The organism is Amycolatopsis sp. WQ 127309, from assembly GCF_023023025.1.
GTDB lineage: Bacteria > Actinomycetota > Actinomycetes > Mycobacteriales > Pseudonocardiaceae > Amycolatopsis.
The window spans coordinates 94,797-109,356 of sequence record NZ_CP095481.1; the positions used below are offsets into that span (position 1 = coordinate 94,797).

A 14,560-nucleotide genomic window follows, 5' to 3' on the forward strand; every position below is an offset into this window, starting at 1 on the left:
GCTCACGCCGGGAGACGCCGCATCGGCTGCATCGGCGGGCCGCCGGGTGGCGAGAACGCGGGACCGTGGTCGGCGAACCCCAGCCGCCGGTAGAGCCGCGTGCTGTCCGGCGAACTGGCTTCGAGGTAGGTCGGCGCGCCCGCGGCGTCGTAGCGGTCGAGGCCGTGGCGGAGCAGCCGCGTGCCGACGCCTCCCCGCTGCCGGCCCGGCCGGACGCCGGTGAACTGCGCGTGCCAGTGCGGCTCGCGCGGCTCGCGGGCGGCCATCAGCCCGAGCAGGGCGCCCAGCCGGTGCAGCTCGTCGTCGTCGAGCCCGGGGATCATGAGGTCGCCGTCCCCGCCGGCGGGGGTCCAGATCACCGCGGCCGAGTGGTCGGTGGTCAGATCGACGCTCCCGGCCGCGAAACCCAGCTCGGCGAGCGCGCGGAAGAACGCCGGGTGGGCGCGGGTGCGGCGGCGGTCGTCGCCCGGGAAGACCCAGCGGCTCATCGGGTCGTCCTGGAACGCGGCGACGAGGATGCCGACGACGACGTCCACTTCGGACGGATCGGCGGCCCGGACGTCGCTCATCGGCTGACCAGATCCTCGGCCTCGCGGACCGGCCCGCCGATCCCGGCGTAGACGTCCGGCCGCAGGGTGCGCAGCGACTCGCCCCGCAGGAAGCCGACCAGCCCGGCCAGCACCAGCAGCCCCGGCAGGCCCCAGCGCAGCAGCGGGTTCGCGCCCGCCGGGCCGAGCAGGACGTCGAAGTGGGCGACGATGAGCACCAGGATCACGCTCAGCGCCAGCGTGGCCAGCAGCGGCGCGATCAGGCGCCGCCACCGCGTCTCCGTCCCCGGGTGACGCCGGAAGAAGCCGACCACCGACAGCGAAACCGCGATCATGATGATCGTGACGCCGGTCGACGCCGTGACGCCGGTCCAGGTGAACAGGTCGGTGAACGGGTCGCGCCCGGCCAGCGCGAACACCGCGACGACGACGAACGCGATCGTCGTCTGGACCAGCGAGCCGCCGATCGGGGCGCCGGTGCGCTTGCTCGTGCGGCTGAACCCGACGGGCAGCAGCCCGTCGCGGCCGAGCGCGAAGAAATACCGCCCGACCGCGTTGTGGAAACTCAGCATCGCGGCGCATTGGCTCGTCAGGAACAGGACGTAGGCCACGGGGGAAAACACCGGACCGAGGTGTTCCCCGGCCAGCCCGAACAGCAGTCCCGGTCCTTCGGCGACGGCCCGTTCCACGATGTGGTCCGGTCCGGTCGCGACCGCCATTCCGAGCGAGGAAACGACGAACAGCACGGCGGTCAGGCCGATCGCGATGTAGGTCGCCCGGCCGACCGTCCGGCTCGGGTCGCGGCATTCCTCGCCGTAGGTCGCGGCGCCTTCGAAACCGAGGAAAACCGCGATGGAAAAGGCGAAGACCGCGCCGACACCCGCCGTGAACAGGCTCGACGGCGAGAGCGGCGTCAGCGAAACGTGGCCGCCTGCCGGGTGCGCGAACATCCCGGCGTCCGCCACCACGAGCACCGCGACCTCCAGCGCCAGCGCGACACCGAGCACCTTGGCGTTGAGGTCGATCCGCAGCACCCCGGCCGCGCCGACGACCAGCACCATGAGCAGCGCGATCAGCCACCACGGCACGTGCACGCCGAACAGCGCGGTGAGCCACGTCGAAACGGAAAGGCCGAAGATGCCGTAGATCCCGAGCTGGATCGAGCTGTAGGCGACCACTGTGACGTAGGCGACGCCGGTGCCGGCCGATTTCCCGATTCCGTGGGCGACGTACGGGTAGAACGCGCCGGCGTTCGTGATGTAGCGGCTCATCGCGGCGTACCCGGCGGCGAACAACGCGAGCACCGGAGCCAGCACCACGAACGAAAGTGGCACGCCGATACTGCCTGTCACAGCGTATGTCGCCGAAACCCCGCCGGCGATCGCGTAGAGCGGGCCCGCCGCCGCGACCACGAAGAACACTATCTGAACGGCACCGAGGCGCCGGGTGCCGAGGCCGCGCCGTTCGGGCGTGTGCGTGCGCATGAACCTTTCCCACCACTTGGAAACCGCCCGGGAATCCGAAGTGATCTTGGCGGCGGTCCACAGAGTAGGGGCAGCGCCCCCGCCCGCGGTACGGCCGATCGGGGTAAAACACCCGTGGCGCCGGAAACCGCCGGAAGCCCTACCGCTATCTTCGGGATCCTTCCCGCCGACAGCCCAGGGGGCCCATTTCCGTCATGCGCCGGCTCACCTTGGTCGATTCGTTCTTCTTCCTCGGGCACGACGAGTTCACCGGGCGCGCGGTGCTCGGCCGGACGTCGCTCGGCATCGGGCTCGCCGGGGCGGTGTTGTGCGACCTGTTGTTCGCCGACCGGATCACCGTCCAGGACCGCAAAGTCCGGCCGATCACCCGGCGCCCGCCGGGAATTCCGACCATGGACCGGATCTTTTCCGAAATCCTCACCGAATCCGCCGCGTACGGCGTGCGCGACTGGATCGACCACCTGCGCGCGACGTTGCCGTCGATCACCGCCGACAACCTCATCGCGCTCGGGCTCGTGCGCCGGGCCCCGGATCGCGTGCTGTTGCGCCGCACGCACCGCTACCCGCCCGCGGACCTGCTCGTCTCGACGGCCGCGCGCAGCAAGGCCCGGTCGGCGGTGTTCGGCGTCGAGCGGCCGGACCCGCACTCGGCGTGCCTGGCGCTGCTCGCGTGGACCGCGGGGGTCTCCGACCTGTGCGAACCGGAGCTCGGCCGGGCGCAGGTGCGGGCCTGGATGGCCGACACCCACGAGTCGCTGCCGCGCCGCATCGCCGACGTGATCACCGCGGTGGAAGCCGTGGCGGCGGCCGTCGTCTACACCGGCGACCGGAAGTGACCCACGGGTAACCTGAGCGCGTCCGCCGTCGACGTCCCCTTGGAGGAGACATGCGCGCGCACGACGTGGTCCTGTTCGGCGCCACCGGCTTCACCGGCGGCCTCACCGCCGCGTACCTGGCCCGGCATGCGCCCGCGGACCTGCGCTGGGCGCTGGCCGGGCGCAACCGCGGCAAGCTCGAGGCGGTGCGGGCGAAGCTCGCGGAGATCGACGACCGGTTCGCGACGCTCGACCTGCTCGTCGCCGACTCGGGCGACCCGGCGTCGCTGCGCGCCGTCGCCGAGGCCGCGAAGGTCGTGATCACGACGGTCGGGCCGTACCTGAACCAGGGTGAGCCGCTGGTCGCGGCGTGCGCCGAGGCGGGCACCGACTACGTCGACCTGACCGGCGAGCCCGAGTTCGCCGACCTCATGTACCTCAAGCACGATCGACGCGCTCGCGAAACCGGCGCGCGGCTGGTGCACGCGTGCGGGTTCGACTCGATCCCGCACGACCTCGGCGCCTGGTTCACCGTGCGGCAGCTGCCCGAGGGCGTGCCGCTGCGCGTCGACGGTTACGTCCGGGCGAGCGGGATGCCCTCGGGCGGCACGTTCCTCAGCGCGCTGACCGTGCTGTCCCGGATGCCGGCCGGGGCGCGGGCGGCCCGCGAGCGCGCGGCCGCCGAGCCGCGGCCGGCGGGCCGGTTCGCCCGGGCCCCGCTCGGCCGACCGCACCGGGTGGCCGGCGCGGGCTGGTGGGCGGTGCCGCTGCCGACGATCGACCCCGAGATCGTGCGCCGGTCCGCGGCCGCGGTCGAGCGTTACGGCCCGGACTTCACCTACCGGCACTTCGCCGCGGTCAAGCACCTGCCGGTGCTGGCGGGCGGCGCGGTCGGCGTCGGCGCGCTGTTCGCCGCCGCGCAGGTCCCGCCGGCCCGGCGGGCGCTGTCCCGGCTGCTGGCGCCCGGCGGCGGACCGAGCCCCGAGCGCCGGGCCCGGTCGTGGTTCTCGGTGCGGTTCATCGGTGAGGGCGGCGGCCGGCGCGTGGTGACCGAGGTGTCCGGCGGCGACCCGGGTTACGACGAGACGGCGAAGATGCTCGCGGAGTCGGCGCTGTGCCTGGCGACCGACGACCTCCCGGAGACAGCCGGCCAGGTGACCACGGCGGCCGCGATGGGCGACGCGCTGATCGACCGGCTCACCAAGGCGGGGATCCGCTTCGAGACGCTCTGACCGTCCTCGGTGGACGGCCCCGAGCGGGCCGTCCACAGAGGAACCCCGGTCAGCCCACCAGCAGGTGGACCAGGTTGCCGACGTGGTGGATCGCGAAGTAGGCGATGTCGGCGGCCGCGTAGAGCATTGGGCCGAATGGCGTAACAAGCCAGGTTTGGTGACCGTTTTGCCCCGCGCGGGGGATGAATGAGACAAATCACCCCGCGCTGGAAATGAACTGGATCACACGAGGGGTGCGCGGCGCGGCGATCTGTGCCGCGGCCGGAGTTTCACGCGGTTTCACAGTGCCGTGGCGTGAAACTTTGCCGGTGTGATGGATCTTCTGCCGCTCCCGGCACGCGATTAGCGTCTGCCGGGTTCTGCATCGGTCTTTGGGCGGAACCTCCCCTTTCCCCAGTTTTCCCGAGGAGCGTCATGAGATTGCCCCAACGGTTCGCCGCGCTCGGCGGGGCGACGGCGGCGGGCATGGTCGTGGTCGGCATCGCCGTCGCCGCGCCCGCGCAGCCCGACCCCACGCCACCCCCGGCGGTGTCCGCCGCGCAGGCCCAGGCCAACGCCACCAGCGCGGCTGCCGGCCTGGTCGGCGCCCGCCCGGCCGCCCTGTTCGCCGGGTCGCACGACAAGTTCGTCCAGCGGGACGTGCGGTCCGCGTCCGGCCTGTCCTACGTCGTCTACGACCGGACCTACGACGGCCTGCCCGTGATCGGCGGCGACCTGGTCATCGCCACCGACTCCGCGGGCACCGTGAAGACCACCTCCGTCGCCCAGCAGCAGCCCCTCGGCGACCTGGACGTCCACGGCGCCAAGCTCACCGCGGCCCAGGCGGACGCCGTTGCCGCCAAGCAGGTCCGCGGGCCGAAGGGCCTGCCCGGCGGGAAGCTCGTCGTCGTCGCCGACGGCAGTGGCCGCCTCGCCTACGAGAGCAACGTCGAAGGCACCGACGAGCACGGCGAGCCGAGCAGCCTGAGCGTCTACGTCGACGCCGTGGACGGCCGGGTGCTGCGGACCGTGCAGCACGTCGCCGCGGGCACCGGCACCGGCAAGTGGAACGGGCCGGCCCCGCTGCCGCTGAACACCACGAAGTCCGGCAGCACGTACTCGATGGCCGACCCGAACACGCCCAACCTGGACTGCCGCAACTACAGCAGCGACTCGATCCTCACCGGGACCGACGACAGCTGGGGCAACGGCACCGGCACGAACATCGAGACCGGCTGCGCGGACGCGCTGTTCGTCACCCAGACCGAGAAGAAGATGCTCTCGGAATGGTTGGGCCGCAACGGCTTCACCGGCAACGGCGGCGCCTGGAAGATCCGCGTCGGCCTCGACGACGAAAACGCTTACTACTACAACTCGCGCCCGGCGTACGTGAACCTCGGGCACAACCCGAGCGGCGAATGGGTCGGCTCGCTCGACATCCTGGGCCACGAGATGGGCCACGGCATCGACGACTACTCCGGCTCCGGCGGCTTCTCCGGCGGCGGCACGCAGGAGTTCATCGCCGACACCTTCGGCACCGCGACGGAGTTCTACGCGAACGAGCCGTCGCAGTACGACCCGCCGGACTACGCGATCGGCGAAGAGGTCAACCTGGTCGGCACCGGCGCGATCCGCTACATGTACGACCCGTCGAAGGTCGGCGACCCGAACTGCTACTCCAGCTCCACCCCGAACGCGGAGGTGCACAAGGCGGCCGGGCCCGGCGACCACTGGTTCTACCTGCTCGCCGAGGGCAGCAACCCGACCAACGGCCAGCCCACCAGCCCGACCTGCAACAGCACCACCGTGGCCGGCCTGGGCATCCGCAAGGCGATCAACATCATGCACGGCGCCGTCCAGCTCAAGACGTCCGGCAGCTCGTACGTGCGCTACCGCACGTGGACGCTGCAGGCCGCGAAGAACCTGTACCCGAACAGCTGCACCGAGTTCAACGTCGTGAAGGCGGCCTGGAACGCGGTCAGCGTGCCGGCGCAGTCGGGCGACCCGACGTGCACCGGCTCGACCCCGACCACCACGCCCCCGACGACCACGCCCCCCACCACGACACCGCCGACGACCACGCCGCCGCCGGGCGGCTGCACCGGCCAGAAGCTGCTGAACCCGGGCTTCGAGTCGGGCAAGACGTCGTGGTCCGACCCGAACACCACCATCGGCCAGTGGGGCAGCCAGGCGCCGGCGCGCTCGGGCAGCTACGCGTCGTGGCTCGGCGGCCAGGGCGTGACCCACACCGACACGCTGACGCAGCCGGTGGCCATCCCCGCGGGCTGCCACGCGAGCCTGACCTTCTGGTTGCGCGTCGGGACCGCCGAGACCGAGAACGTCGTCTACGACAAGCTCGTCGTGTCCGCCGGCTCGACGGCGGTGGCGACGTACTCGAACCTCGACCGCAACTCGGCCTACGCGCAGAAGACGATCGACCTGTCGTCCTACGCCGGCCAGACGGTGACGCTCAAGTTCGCCGGGATCGAGGACCAGTCGCTGCAGACGTCGTTCGTCGTCGACGACACGGCGCTCACCGTGAGCTGATCCGCGCTCGGTGACCGGCGAGGCCTGCCCCCTACTTTGGTGGCAGGCCTCGTTGCGTCGGCTGCGCCGAGTACTCATGCTTACCCGATCGGAGGTGAGCATGGAGGCGAGTGCGCTTGAGCCGGCCGACGCGGACCTGCCCGCCGAGGCGGCCGCGGCCGTCCGCGAAGGGCCGTTCGACGTGGCCTTCGACCTGGTGATCCGGCATCGCGGGCTGAGCTTGGAGGGCCTGCAGCGGCGGATGGCGATCCGCGGCGCCCAGGTCAGCCTGGCGACGCTGAGCTATTGGCGACGCGGCCGCCGTCACCCTGAAGGGGGACGTTCACTGCACGCCGTACGGGTCGCGGAAGGCTGTCTCGGCCTGCCCGCCGACGCCCTCACCGGCCTGGTGACGCCGGCCCGCCCGCGCGCCCGCCGGGCCGAGCCGTTTCCCGGCGGCGTCAGCCTGGCCAGCGCGCTCGGCGCCGAGCCGACCGAGCTGGGCTCCTGCGACGGCATCGACCTCGACGGCAACGCGCGGCTCGCGATCGCGTCGGTGCACCAGCGGGCGACGCTGACCGCGGACCGCACCGAGGGGTCGGTCCGCACCGAGATGGTGGTGACCAGCCGCGAGGACGGCGTCGACCGCTGGGTGTCGTTCTTCCGCCCGCAGACCGGCGGCGCCCACCACCCGGCGCTGCGCTCGGCGCACTGCTGCCGCCCCGGCCGGATCCGCCGCGACCCGTCGTCCGAGCTGCTGGCCGTCGAGCTGCGGTTCGACTACCCGCTGCGCGCCGGCGAGACGTACGTCTTCGACTTCGACTTCGGCTACGACGGCGAGCCGCCGGAGACGAGCTACCTGCAGTTCGGCATCCGCGCCCCGGCCCGGCAGCTGGTGCTGCAGGCGCACTTCGACCCGGCGGCGGTGCCGGTGCGCTGCTACCGCTACCACCGCCCCCGCGACGGCTCCTCGGACGTCGTCGGCGAACCGGAACTCCCGGTCGGCCCGAGCCTGACCAGCCACATCGCGGTGCTGGACGCGCAGCCGGGCGTCTACGGCATGGTCTGGGAGTGGGACTGAACCTGCGTCGCCACCCGGTCGATGTACGCCGCGCGGCTCGCCTGGTCGAGGGAGGTCAACGCCCGGTCGTCACCGATCAGGCCGCGCACCCACGACATCACCGGCTCCGGGGTCAGCGCGGCCAGGAGGTCCCAGCCGCCGGCCCAGCGCGGGACCGCCGTCTCCGCGCGGCGGGTCCGCAGGGTGCCGGCGATCGCGCGGGCGACGTCCTCGGGGTCCACTGTGGGCAGTGCCCCGCCCAGCCGGACGCCGGAGGCCAGTTCGGTGCGGACCGCGCTGGGCAGCACGGCACTGACGCTGACTCCCGTGCCCGCGTACTCGCGCCGCACCGCCGCGGTCAGGCCGACGGCCGCGAACTTGCTCGCGTTGTACACCGCCATGCCCGGCAGCGGAACCTTCCCGGCCATCGACGCGACGGTGACGACGTGCCCGCGCCCACGGGCGATCATCCCCGGCAACACCGACCGCAGCCCGTGGACGAGCCCCTGCACGTTGACGTCCATGGTGGTGCGGCCGACCGCGTCCGGCTCCTCGAGGAAGTCGCCGAGCGGCATCACGCCGGCGTTGTTGACCAGGACGTCGATCCGGCCGAACCGGCTGGTCGCGGCCTCGGCGAAGGCGGCGAAGGACTCGCGAACGGTGACGTCCAAGGGAAAGCCGTGCGCGCCCGGGACGTCCTCGGCCAACGCTGTGTCGAGGTCACCGACGCACACCGTCGCACCTCTCGCGACGAACTCTGCCGCGGTCGCACGGCCGATCCCACGGGCGCCACCCGTGATCGCGACCACCGCGCCACGCGGGTCGATCGCCGGGTAGCGGTCACCGAACAGCATGGACCCTCCTGATCTCGTAGTCCGCTTCCTCGAACGAGCCCACCTGTGACCGCAGCCGTCCTGTGGAGAACGGCCAGCTGAAGCTGTTGCGGCCGTTGACGTCCGTGTAGTAGCTCGAACAGCCGCCCGACTGGTAGACCGTGCCCGGCAGGGCCGCCTGTACCTCGGCGTTGAACGCCGCTTGCGCCTCGGGTCGCACCGACACCGACGCCCAGTCCGAGCGCATCGTGCGTGTCACCGCGGTGACCGTGTGCCGCAGCTGGGCCTCCAGGATCATGAACGCCGACGTGTGGCCGGTGCCGAGGCTCGGGCCCAGCAGCAGGTACAGGTTCGGGAACCCGGCCACCGTCGTCCCGTTGTACGCCGAAGGGCTGCCCTTCCAGTGGTCGTCGAGGCTGCGGCCGGCGTCGTCGAACACGCGGGCCGACACCGGCATGTCGAGGATGTGGAAGCCGGTGCCGAAGATGATCGCGTCGACCTCCGCCGTGGAGCCGTCCGCGCCCACCACCCGGTTCCCGGACACCGACGAGACGGCCGTCGCGTGGACGTCCACTGTGGACTTCGTGAGCGCGCGGTAGTACGTGTTCGACATCAGCAACCGCTTGCAGCCGAGGGTGTAGTCCGGCGTGAGCTTTCGGCGCAGCACCGGGTCCCGCACCGCGAGCCGCAGGTGCGCGAGCCCGAGTTTCTGGACCTGCCGCAGCAGCCACGGGTGCCGGAACCCGAACCCGAGCGTCTCCATGGCGCCGTATTCGACGCGGCGCAACGCATTCTGCAGCAACGGGAACCGCCGCAGCAGCAGCCGTTCGACGCCCGGGACGTGGTGGTCCGGCTTGGGCAGCACCCACTGCGCGGTGCGCTGGAACAGGTGCAGCCGCTCGACGTCGGGCACGATCTCCGGGACGAACTGGACCGCGGACGCGCCGGTGCCGATCACCGCGACCCGCTTGCCGGCGAGGTCGTAGCCGTGGTTCCAGCGCGCGGAGTGGAAGACCTCGCCCGGGAAGGTGCCGAGGCCGGGCAGGTCCGGGATCAGCGGCTCGTGCCACGGCCCGGTGCCCGCGACCAGGATCCTTGCGGTGTAGGGCCCCCGGGACGTCTCCAGTTCCCACCGCGCCGCACGGGCGTTCCACTGCGCGCGCGTCACCTCGACGCCGTACCGGATCTTCGGGGCAACCCCGAACCGCGACGCCGTCTCGCGCAAGTAGGCCTTGATCTCGGCCTGACCCGCGAACGCACGTGTCCACCCGGGATTGGGGGCGAAGGAGTACGAGTAGAGCGCGGACGGCACGTCGCAGGCGCAACCGGGATAGGTGTTGTCGCGCCAGGTCCCGCCGAGCTCGGCCGCCTTCTCCAGCACGGCGAGATCGTCGACCCCGGCCTGGCCGAGGCGGACGGCGGCACCCAGGCCCGACGCCCCGGCACCGACGACGAGGACCGCGAAGTCGCGTTGTTCCATTTTCGGAGACTAACAGTATCTCGATACTGTCGGTACCCTGATCCCACGACTCGCTACAGTGGCGGCATGGCCCGACTCACCCGCGCGGAAAGCCAGGCGCGCACCCGCGAACAGCTCATCGAGACCGCCAGGGAGCTGTTCCTGCGTGACGGCTATTCGGTGACGTCGCTGGAGAAGGTCGCCGACGAGGCCGGGTACTCGAAGGGCGCGGTGTACTCGAACTTCCGCAACAAGGACGAGCTCTGCCTCGCCGTGCTCGACCGGATCCACGACGAACAGGTCGAGGCGATCGCCGGGGCGCTGGTCGGCGCCGACGGGATGGAAGACCTGCTGACGGCGTTCCAGGCGTGGGCCGAGCGCAGCATCGGCGACGAGGCGTGGACGGCACTGGAGGTCGAGTTCGCCACGAACGCCCGGCGCAACCCGCACGTGCGGGCCGAGCTGGCCGCGCGGGACAAGACCATCCGCGACACGATCGCGGGCCTGCTCTCGGGGTACGCGGAGCGGTTCGGGATCACGCTCCCGATGTCGGCCGACGACGCCGCCACGGCGCTGCTCAGCCTGGGGATCGGCCTGGGCGTGCAGCGGGCGATCGACCCGACGATCCCGGTGAACGTGCTGCCGGACGTCATCCGCATCTTCGCCGGCGCCCGGTAGCCCCGGCCGAAATCGTCTGCTTTCCCCGGTCTTTTTTCCCTATTTGCAAACGACTTCCTCCCCCTTGTGGCGGTGCTGACCCTTCGCTACCGTGGCGCTACGCCGCAGCACCACCAGTATCCCGTTTCCGGCAGCCGAAGGCCGTCGAATTCCGGGTGCTGTCCGCTATGCCCGAGACGCCGTGATCCCCCACGGCACGTTCTGCGGAAAGGGTTTTCCCCCATGAGCAAGAAGTTGCGGCCGGTCCTGATCGGCGCGCTCGGCGCGGCCTCCGTCGCGGCCCTCGTGATCACCACGCCCGCGCTCTCCTCGGCCGCCCCCGCACCGCTGGCCGCGCAGAGCGCCTCGGTGCAGGCGACCGGCGACCTGTCCGTCGCGGCCAAGAAGGAGATCGCGATGAAGCTGGTCTCCAGCGCGGAAAACTCCTCCCTGGACTGGAAAGCGCAGTACAAGTACATCGAGGACATCGGCGACGGCCGCGGGTACACCGCCGGCATCATCGGTTTCTGCTCCGGCACCGGCGACATGCTCGAGCTCGTCCAGGCCTACACCGACGCCGTCCCGAACAACCCGCTGGCGAAGTACCTGCCCGCGCTGAAGAAGGTGAACGGCACCGACTCGCACAGCGGGCTCGGCTCGGCGTTCGAGAGCGCGTGGAAGTCGGCCGCGGCCACCACCGCGTTCCAGACCGCGCAGAACAACGAGCGCGACCGCGTCTACTTCAACCCCGCGGTGAGCCAGGGCAAGACGGACGGCCTCAGCAACCTCGGCCAGTTCGCCTACTACGACGCCATCGTCATGCACGGCCCCGGCACCGACCACAGCAGCTTCGGCGGCATCCGCTCGGCCGCGATCAAGAAGGCGAAGCCGCCGGCACAGGGTGGCGACGAGGCGACCTACCTCAAGGCGTTCTTCGCCGCCCGCAAGGTCGTCATGAACGAGGAAGAAGCCCACTCCGACACCTCGCGCATCGACACCGAGCAGGTGACGTTCCTCAACGCGGGCAACTTCGACCTGCACACCCCGCTGAAGTGGAAGGTCTACGGGGACTCCTACACCATCAACTGACGCAGGTGCGCGACCCGCGTGGCGCCGCTAGGGTCTCCGGCATGGGCAGGAGATTCCTCGGCGCCACGCTGGTCGTGGCCGCGCTGGTCGCGGCCACGTTGCTGACCAGCACCGCCGCCACCCCCGCCGACGCGGTCCCGCTGTCCTTCCGCGGGGACGCGGGCCAGGTCGTCACCGTCGTCGCGGACTCCGCGAGCGCGACCACCGCCGTGCTCACCGCCTGGCAGCGCACCGGAACCGGCTGGTCCAGGGCCTACGGTCCGGTCAGCGCGTTCGTCGGCAAGGACGGCGTCGGCCAGGCCAGCGAGTCGACGTCGCACACCCCGGCCGGCGTGTGGAAGCTGACCGAGGCCTTCGGGATCCAGCCGAACAACGGGACCCGGCTGCCGTACCGGCAAGTCACGACGTCGGACTGGTGGGTGTCCGATGTGAAGTCCCCGTACTACAACACGCACTTCTCCTGCGTTCCCGGCACGTGTCCGTTCAACGAGGCCGCCGGTGAAGATCTCGGCAAGGCGGGCCCGGTCTACGACCACGCCGTCGTCCTCGACTACAACCGCGCGCCCGCGGTGCCGGGCGCCGGGTCCGCGTTCTTCCTGCACGTCTCGAACGGGAAGCCGACCGCGGGCTGCGTCTCGATCCCGGGCGCCGACCTCGACGCCGTGATGCGCTGGCTCGACCCGGCGCGGCACCCGGTCGCCGACATCTCGGTCAGCGGCTGAGCAAGTCCTCCACCGAGCGGGTGTTGATGATCCGCTCGGGCCCGATCCCGGCCTTGATCGCCCGCTCGCACCCGTAACCCTGCCAGTCGAGCTGGCCGGGCGCGTGCGCGTCGCTGTCGATGGCGAACTCGCAGCCGAGCTCCGCGGCCAGGCGCAGCAGCTTCATCGGCGGGTCGAGGCGTTCGGGCCGCGAGTTGATCTCCACCGCGACGCCGTTCTCGCGGCACGCGGTGAACACGGCCTCGGCGTCGAACTCCGACTCCGGCCGGCCGCGGCCGACGACGAGCCGCCCGGTGCAGTGCCCGAGCACCCGGACGTGCGGGTTCCGCACCGCGGCGAGCATCCGCCGGGTCATGTCCCGCGCCGGCATCCGCAGCTTCGAGTGCACGCTCGCGACGACGAAGTCGAGCTCCCCGAGCAGCTCCTCCTCCTGGTCGAGCGCGCCGTCGTCGAGGATGTCGACCTCGATGCCCTGCAGCAGCCGGAACGGCGCCATCAGCTCGTTGGCCTTCGCCACGATCTGCATCTGCGTCCGCAGCCGCTCCGGCGACAGCCCGTTCGCGACGGTCAGCCGCGGCGAGTGGTCGGTCAGGACCATCCACTCGTGCCCGACCTCCCGCCCCGCGACGGCCATCTCGCCGATCGAGCTGCCGCCGTCCGACCAGTCGGAGTGGGTGTGGCAGTCGCCCTTCAGCGCGGACCGCAGCGGTTCGCCGTCGGGCAGCTTCGCCTCGACGATCTTCTCGCGGTAGGCCGGATCACGGCCGGCCAGCGCGTCTTCGATGACGCCCGCGGTGGCCTTCCCGATCCCGGGCAACGCGGTGAGCGTCCCGTTCTCGGCCATCGAAGCCAGCCTGTCGGCGTCGGTCTTGTCGACGGTGGCGGCCGCGTTGCGGAACGCGCGCACCCGGTAGCTCGGCTCACCCGCGCGTTCGAGCTGGAACGCGATCTCCCGCAACGCCCACGCCGGATCCATGGGACCTTCCTACCCCCTCGGGGGCAGTTCGTGCAGCTCGACGTCCGTCAGCGCACCTTCCGAGATCCGGGCCGTCCGGTAGGTGCAGAACGGCTGACGGCGGCGGTCGGTGGGCGAGCCCGGGTTGAGCAGGCGCAGGCCGGACGGCGCGACCGTGTCCCACGGGATGTGGCTGTGGCCGAACACGAGGACGTCGGTGTCCGGGAACTGCGCGTCGCACCGCTGCTCGCGGCCCTGTTTCGCACCCGTCTCGTGGATGACGGCCAGGCGGACGCCGTCGAGGTCGGCGCGGGCGATCTCCGGCAGCCGCTCGCGCAGCGCCGGCCCGTCGTTGTTGCCGTGGACGCCGATCAGCCGCCGGCTGCGCGCTTCCAGCTCGTCGAGCAGGGAGACGTCGACCCAGTCGCCCGCGTGCACGACGACGTCGGCGGCCTCGACCGCCCGCCAGACCTGCTCGGGCAGGACGCGGGCGCGGCCCGGGAGGTGGGTGTCGGAGATGAGGAGGAGCTTCACTCGATGGCCTTCAGGATCCGGTCCAGGAACCCGCCGATGTGGTCGCGCAGCAGCGCGGCCGCGCCCTCGGCGTCGCCCTTCTTGGCCGCGGCCAGCACGGCCCGGTGCTCGGTCCACTCCTTCTTCCAGCTGGGGTTGGCCTCCCAGCCGACGACGCTGATCAGCGCCGCGCGGTCCTTGAGGTCGTCCAGGATCGAGACCAGCAGCGGGTTGCCGCAGCCGCGATAGAGCGCGCGGTGGAACCGGCGGTTGAGCAGGCTCAGCGCGACCTGGTCCTTGTCCGCGATCGCCGCCGACGCCTCCTTCAGCGCGTCCGCGGCGTCTTCCAGCAGGTCGGCGTCGCGCCGCTCGACGGTGCGCCGGACGGCTTCGGGTTCGAGCACCATCCGCACGTCGTAGACGGACCGGGCCAGGTCGGCGTCGACCACGCAGACCGACGCGCCCTTGTACGGGCTGAACGTCACCAGGCCCGAGTTGGACAGCACTTTGAGCGCCTCGCGCACCGGCGTCTTGGACACGCCCAGCCGCGCGGCCAGCTCGGCTTCGACCAGCGCCTGGCCGGGGAGCAGCTCGCGCGTGAGGATGCCACGGCGGATCTCCTCCAGGACCACTTCGGTCCGGGATGCGGGCAGGCTGAACGTCCCGGTCATGGCGCGGCTCCCTCGGT

14 protein-coding genes are annotated in these 14,560 nt (G+C 71.6%); 7 read left to right on the forward strand and 7 right to left on the reverse strand.

The genetic code is table 11. The annotated features are described in order from the left end of the window. Positions 1-2 precede the first annotated feature (2 nt). Both MUY22_RS00395 and MUY22_RS00400 read right to left on the reverse strand, forming a co-directional pair. On the reverse strand, positions 3-569 hold the full coding sequence (locus tag MUY22_RS00395; protein ID WP_247055761.1) for an N-acetyltransferase: 567 nt from the start codon (positions 567-569) through the stop codon (positions 3-5). Continuing rightward, entirely contained in the window at positions 566-2,032 is a 1,467-nt protein-coding gene (locus MUY22_RS00400; protein WP_247055763.1) for an APC family permease, read from the reverse strand. Before MUY22_RS00400 ends, MUY22_RS00395 begins: the two co-directional genes overlap by 4 nt. A 194-nt stretch (positions 2,033-2,226) precedes the next feature. Here MUY22_RS00400 and MUY22_RS00405 point away from each other — a divergent pair, with 194 nt between their 5' ends. The 4 genes from MUY22_RS00405 to MUY22_RS00420 all read left to right on the forward strand — a co-directional run bounded on the left by MUY22_RS00405 (position 2,227) and on the right by MUY22_RS00420 (position 7,665). Beyond that, positions 2,227-2,868 carry a GPP34 family phosphoprotein gene (locus MUY22_RS00405; protein WP_247055764.1) on the forward strand — a complete coding sequence of 214 codons (642 nt, stop codon included), beginning with the start codon at positions 2,227-2,229 and terminating at the stop codon, positions 2,866-2,868. A gap of 50 nt (positions 2,869-2,918) precedes the next feature. Next, positions 2,919-4,079 (forward strand): trans-acting enoyl reductase family protein, encoded by a 1,161-nt coding sequence (locus MUY22_RS00410; protein WP_247055766.1) that lies wholly within the window; start codon positions 2,919-2,921, stop codon positions 4,077-4,079. A 414-nt stretch (positions 4,080-4,493) separates the two neighbouring features. Next, the gene (locus MUY22_RS00415) at positions 4,494-6,605 is read left to right on the forward strand and encodes a M4 family metallopeptidase (RefSeq protein WP_247055768.1); all 2,112 of its coding nucleotides are present in this window, start codon (positions 4,494-4,496) and stop codon (positions 6,603-6,605) included. A 100-nt stretch (positions 6,606-6,705) separates the two neighbouring features. Further along, positions 6,706-7,665 (forward strand): hypothetical protein, encoded by a 960-nt coding sequence (locus MUY22_RS00420; RefSeq protein WP_247055770.1) that lies wholly within the window; start codon positions 6,706-6,708, stop codon positions 7,663-7,665. Here the strand turns inward: MUY22_RS00420 and MUY22_RS00425 are convergent. Both MUY22_RS00425 and MUY22_RS00430 read right to left on the reverse strand, forming a co-directional pair. Beyond that, positions 7,638-8,498, reverse strand: coding sequence for an SDR family oxidoreductase (locus MUY22_RS00425; protein ID WP_247055772.1), 861 nt, complete (start codon positions 8,496-8,498; stop codon positions 7,638-7,640). The two genes, MUY22_RS00420 and MUY22_RS00425, sit on opposite strands and share 28 nt — an antisense overlap. Further along, on the reverse strand, positions 8,485-9,957 hold the full coding sequence (locus MUY22_RS00430; protein ID WP_247055775.1) for an NAD(P)/FAD-dependent oxidoreductase: 1,473 nt from the start codon (positions 9,955-9,957) through the stop codon (positions 8,485-8,487). The genes MUY22_RS00425 and MUY22_RS00430 overlap by 14 nt, the downstream gene beginning before the upstream one ends. Positions 9,958-10,023: 66 nt before the next feature. On the opposite strand from MUY22_RS00430, the gene MUY22_RS00435 reads away from it, so the two are divergent. From MUY22_RS00435 to MUY22_RS00445, 3 genes are all read left to right on the forward strand, one after another. After that, positions 10,024-10,614 carry a TetR/AcrR family transcriptional regulator gene (locus MUY22_RS00435; protein ID WP_247055777.1) on the forward strand — a complete coding sequence of 197 codons (591 nt, stop codon included), beginning with the start codon at positions 10,024-10,026 and terminating at the stop codon, positions 10,612-10,614. Between the two features lie 222 nt (positions 10,615-10,836). Next, positions 10,837-11,682, forward strand: coding sequence for a chitosanase (locus MUY22_RS00440; protein ID WP_247055779.1), 846 nt, complete (start codon positions 10,837-10,839; stop codon positions 11,680-11,682). A 41-nt stretch (positions 11,683-11,723) separates the two neighbouring features. Next, positions 11,724-12,404: a L,D-transpeptidase gene (locus tag MUY22_RS00445; protein ID WP_247055782.1), complete on the forward strand. Its 681-nt coding sequence runs from the start codon at positions 11,724-11,726 to the stop codon at positions 12,402-12,404. On the opposite strand, the gene MUY22_RS00450 is transcribed toward MUY22_RS00445, so the two are convergent. From MUY22_RS00450 to MUY22_RS00460, 3 genes are read right to left on the reverse strand one after another with little or no spacing between them, the layout of a single operon-like run. Continuing rightward, positions 12,394-13,380, reverse strand: a complete 987-nt coding sequence (locus tag MUY22_RS00450; RefSeq protein WP_247055783.1) for a PHP domain-containing protein — start codon at positions 13,378-13,380, stop codon at positions 12,394-12,396. The genes MUY22_RS00445 and MUY22_RS00450 overlap by 11 nt on opposite strands. A gap of 9 nt (positions 13,381-13,389) precedes the next feature. Continuing rightward, positions 13,390-13,893, reverse strand: coding sequence for a metallophosphoesterase (locus tag MUY22_RS00455; protein ID WP_247055785.1), 504 nt, complete (start codon positions 13,891-13,893; stop codon positions 13,390-13,392). After that, on the reverse strand, positions 13,890-14,543 hold the full coding sequence (locus MUY22_RS00460) for a GntR family transcriptional regulator (RefSeq protein ID WP_247055787.1): 654 nt from the start codon (positions 14,541-14,543) through the stop codon (positions 13,890-13,892). The genes MUY22_RS00455 and MUY22_RS00460 overlap by 4 nt, the downstream gene beginning before the upstream one ends. Positions 14,544-14,560 lie beyond the last annotated feature (17 nt).

Bases quoted from the DNA above. Each gene is read 5' to 3' on its own strand.
- MUY22_RS00395 (WP_247055761.1), bottom strand. From the start codon at position 569: ATGAGCGACGTCCGGGCCGCCGATCCGTCCGAAGTGGACGTCGTCGTC.
- MUY22_RS00400 (WP_247055763.1), bottom strand. From the start codon at position 2,032: ATGCGCACGCACACGCCCGAACGGCGCGGCCTCGGCACCCGGCGCCTC.
- MUY22_RS00405 (WP_247055764.1), top strand. From the start codon at position 2,227: ATGCGCCGGCTCACCTTGGTCGATTCGTTCTTCTTCCTCGGGCACGAC.
- MUY22_RS00410 (WP_247055766.1), top strand. From the start codon at position 2,919: ATGCGCGCGCACGACGTGGTCCTGTTCGGCGCCACCGGCTTCACCGGC.
- MUY22_RS00415 (WP_247055768.1), top strand. From the start codon at position 4,494: ATGAGATTGCCCCAACGGTTCGCCGCGCTCGGCGGGGCGACGGCGGCG.
- MUY22_RS00420 (WP_247055770.1), top strand. From the start codon at position 6,706: ATGGAGGCGAGTGCGCTTGAGCCGGCCGACGCGGACCTGCCCGCCGAG.
- MUY22_RS00425 (WP_247055772.1), bottom strand. From the start codon at position 8,498: ATGCTGTTCGGTGACCGCTACCCGGCGATCGACCCGCGTGGCGCGGTG.
- MUY22_RS00430 (WP_247055775.1), bottom strand. From the start codon at position 9,957: ATGGAACAACGCGACTTCGCGGTCCTCGTCGTCGGTGCCGGGGCGTCG.
- MUY22_RS00435 (WP_247055777.1), top strand. From the start codon at position 10,024: ATGGCCCGACTCACCCGCGCGGAAAGCCAGGCGCGCACCCGCGAACAG.
- MUY22_RS00440 (WP_247055779.1), top strand. From the start codon at position 10,837: ATGAGCAAGAAGTTGCGGCCGGTCCTGATCGGCGCGCTCGGCGCGGCC.
- MUY22_RS00445 (WP_247055782.1), top strand. From the start codon at position 11,724: ATGGGCAGGAGATTCCTCGGCGCCACGCTGGTCGTGGCCGCGCTGGTC.
- MUY22_RS00450 (WP_247055783.1), bottom strand. From the start codon at position 13,380: ATGGATCCGGCGTGGGCGTTGCGGGAGATCGCGTTCCAGCTCGAACGC.
- MUY22_RS00460 (WP_247055787.1), bottom strand. From the start codon at position 14,543: ATGACCGGGACGTTCAGCCTGCCCGCATCCCGGACCGAAGTGGTCCTG.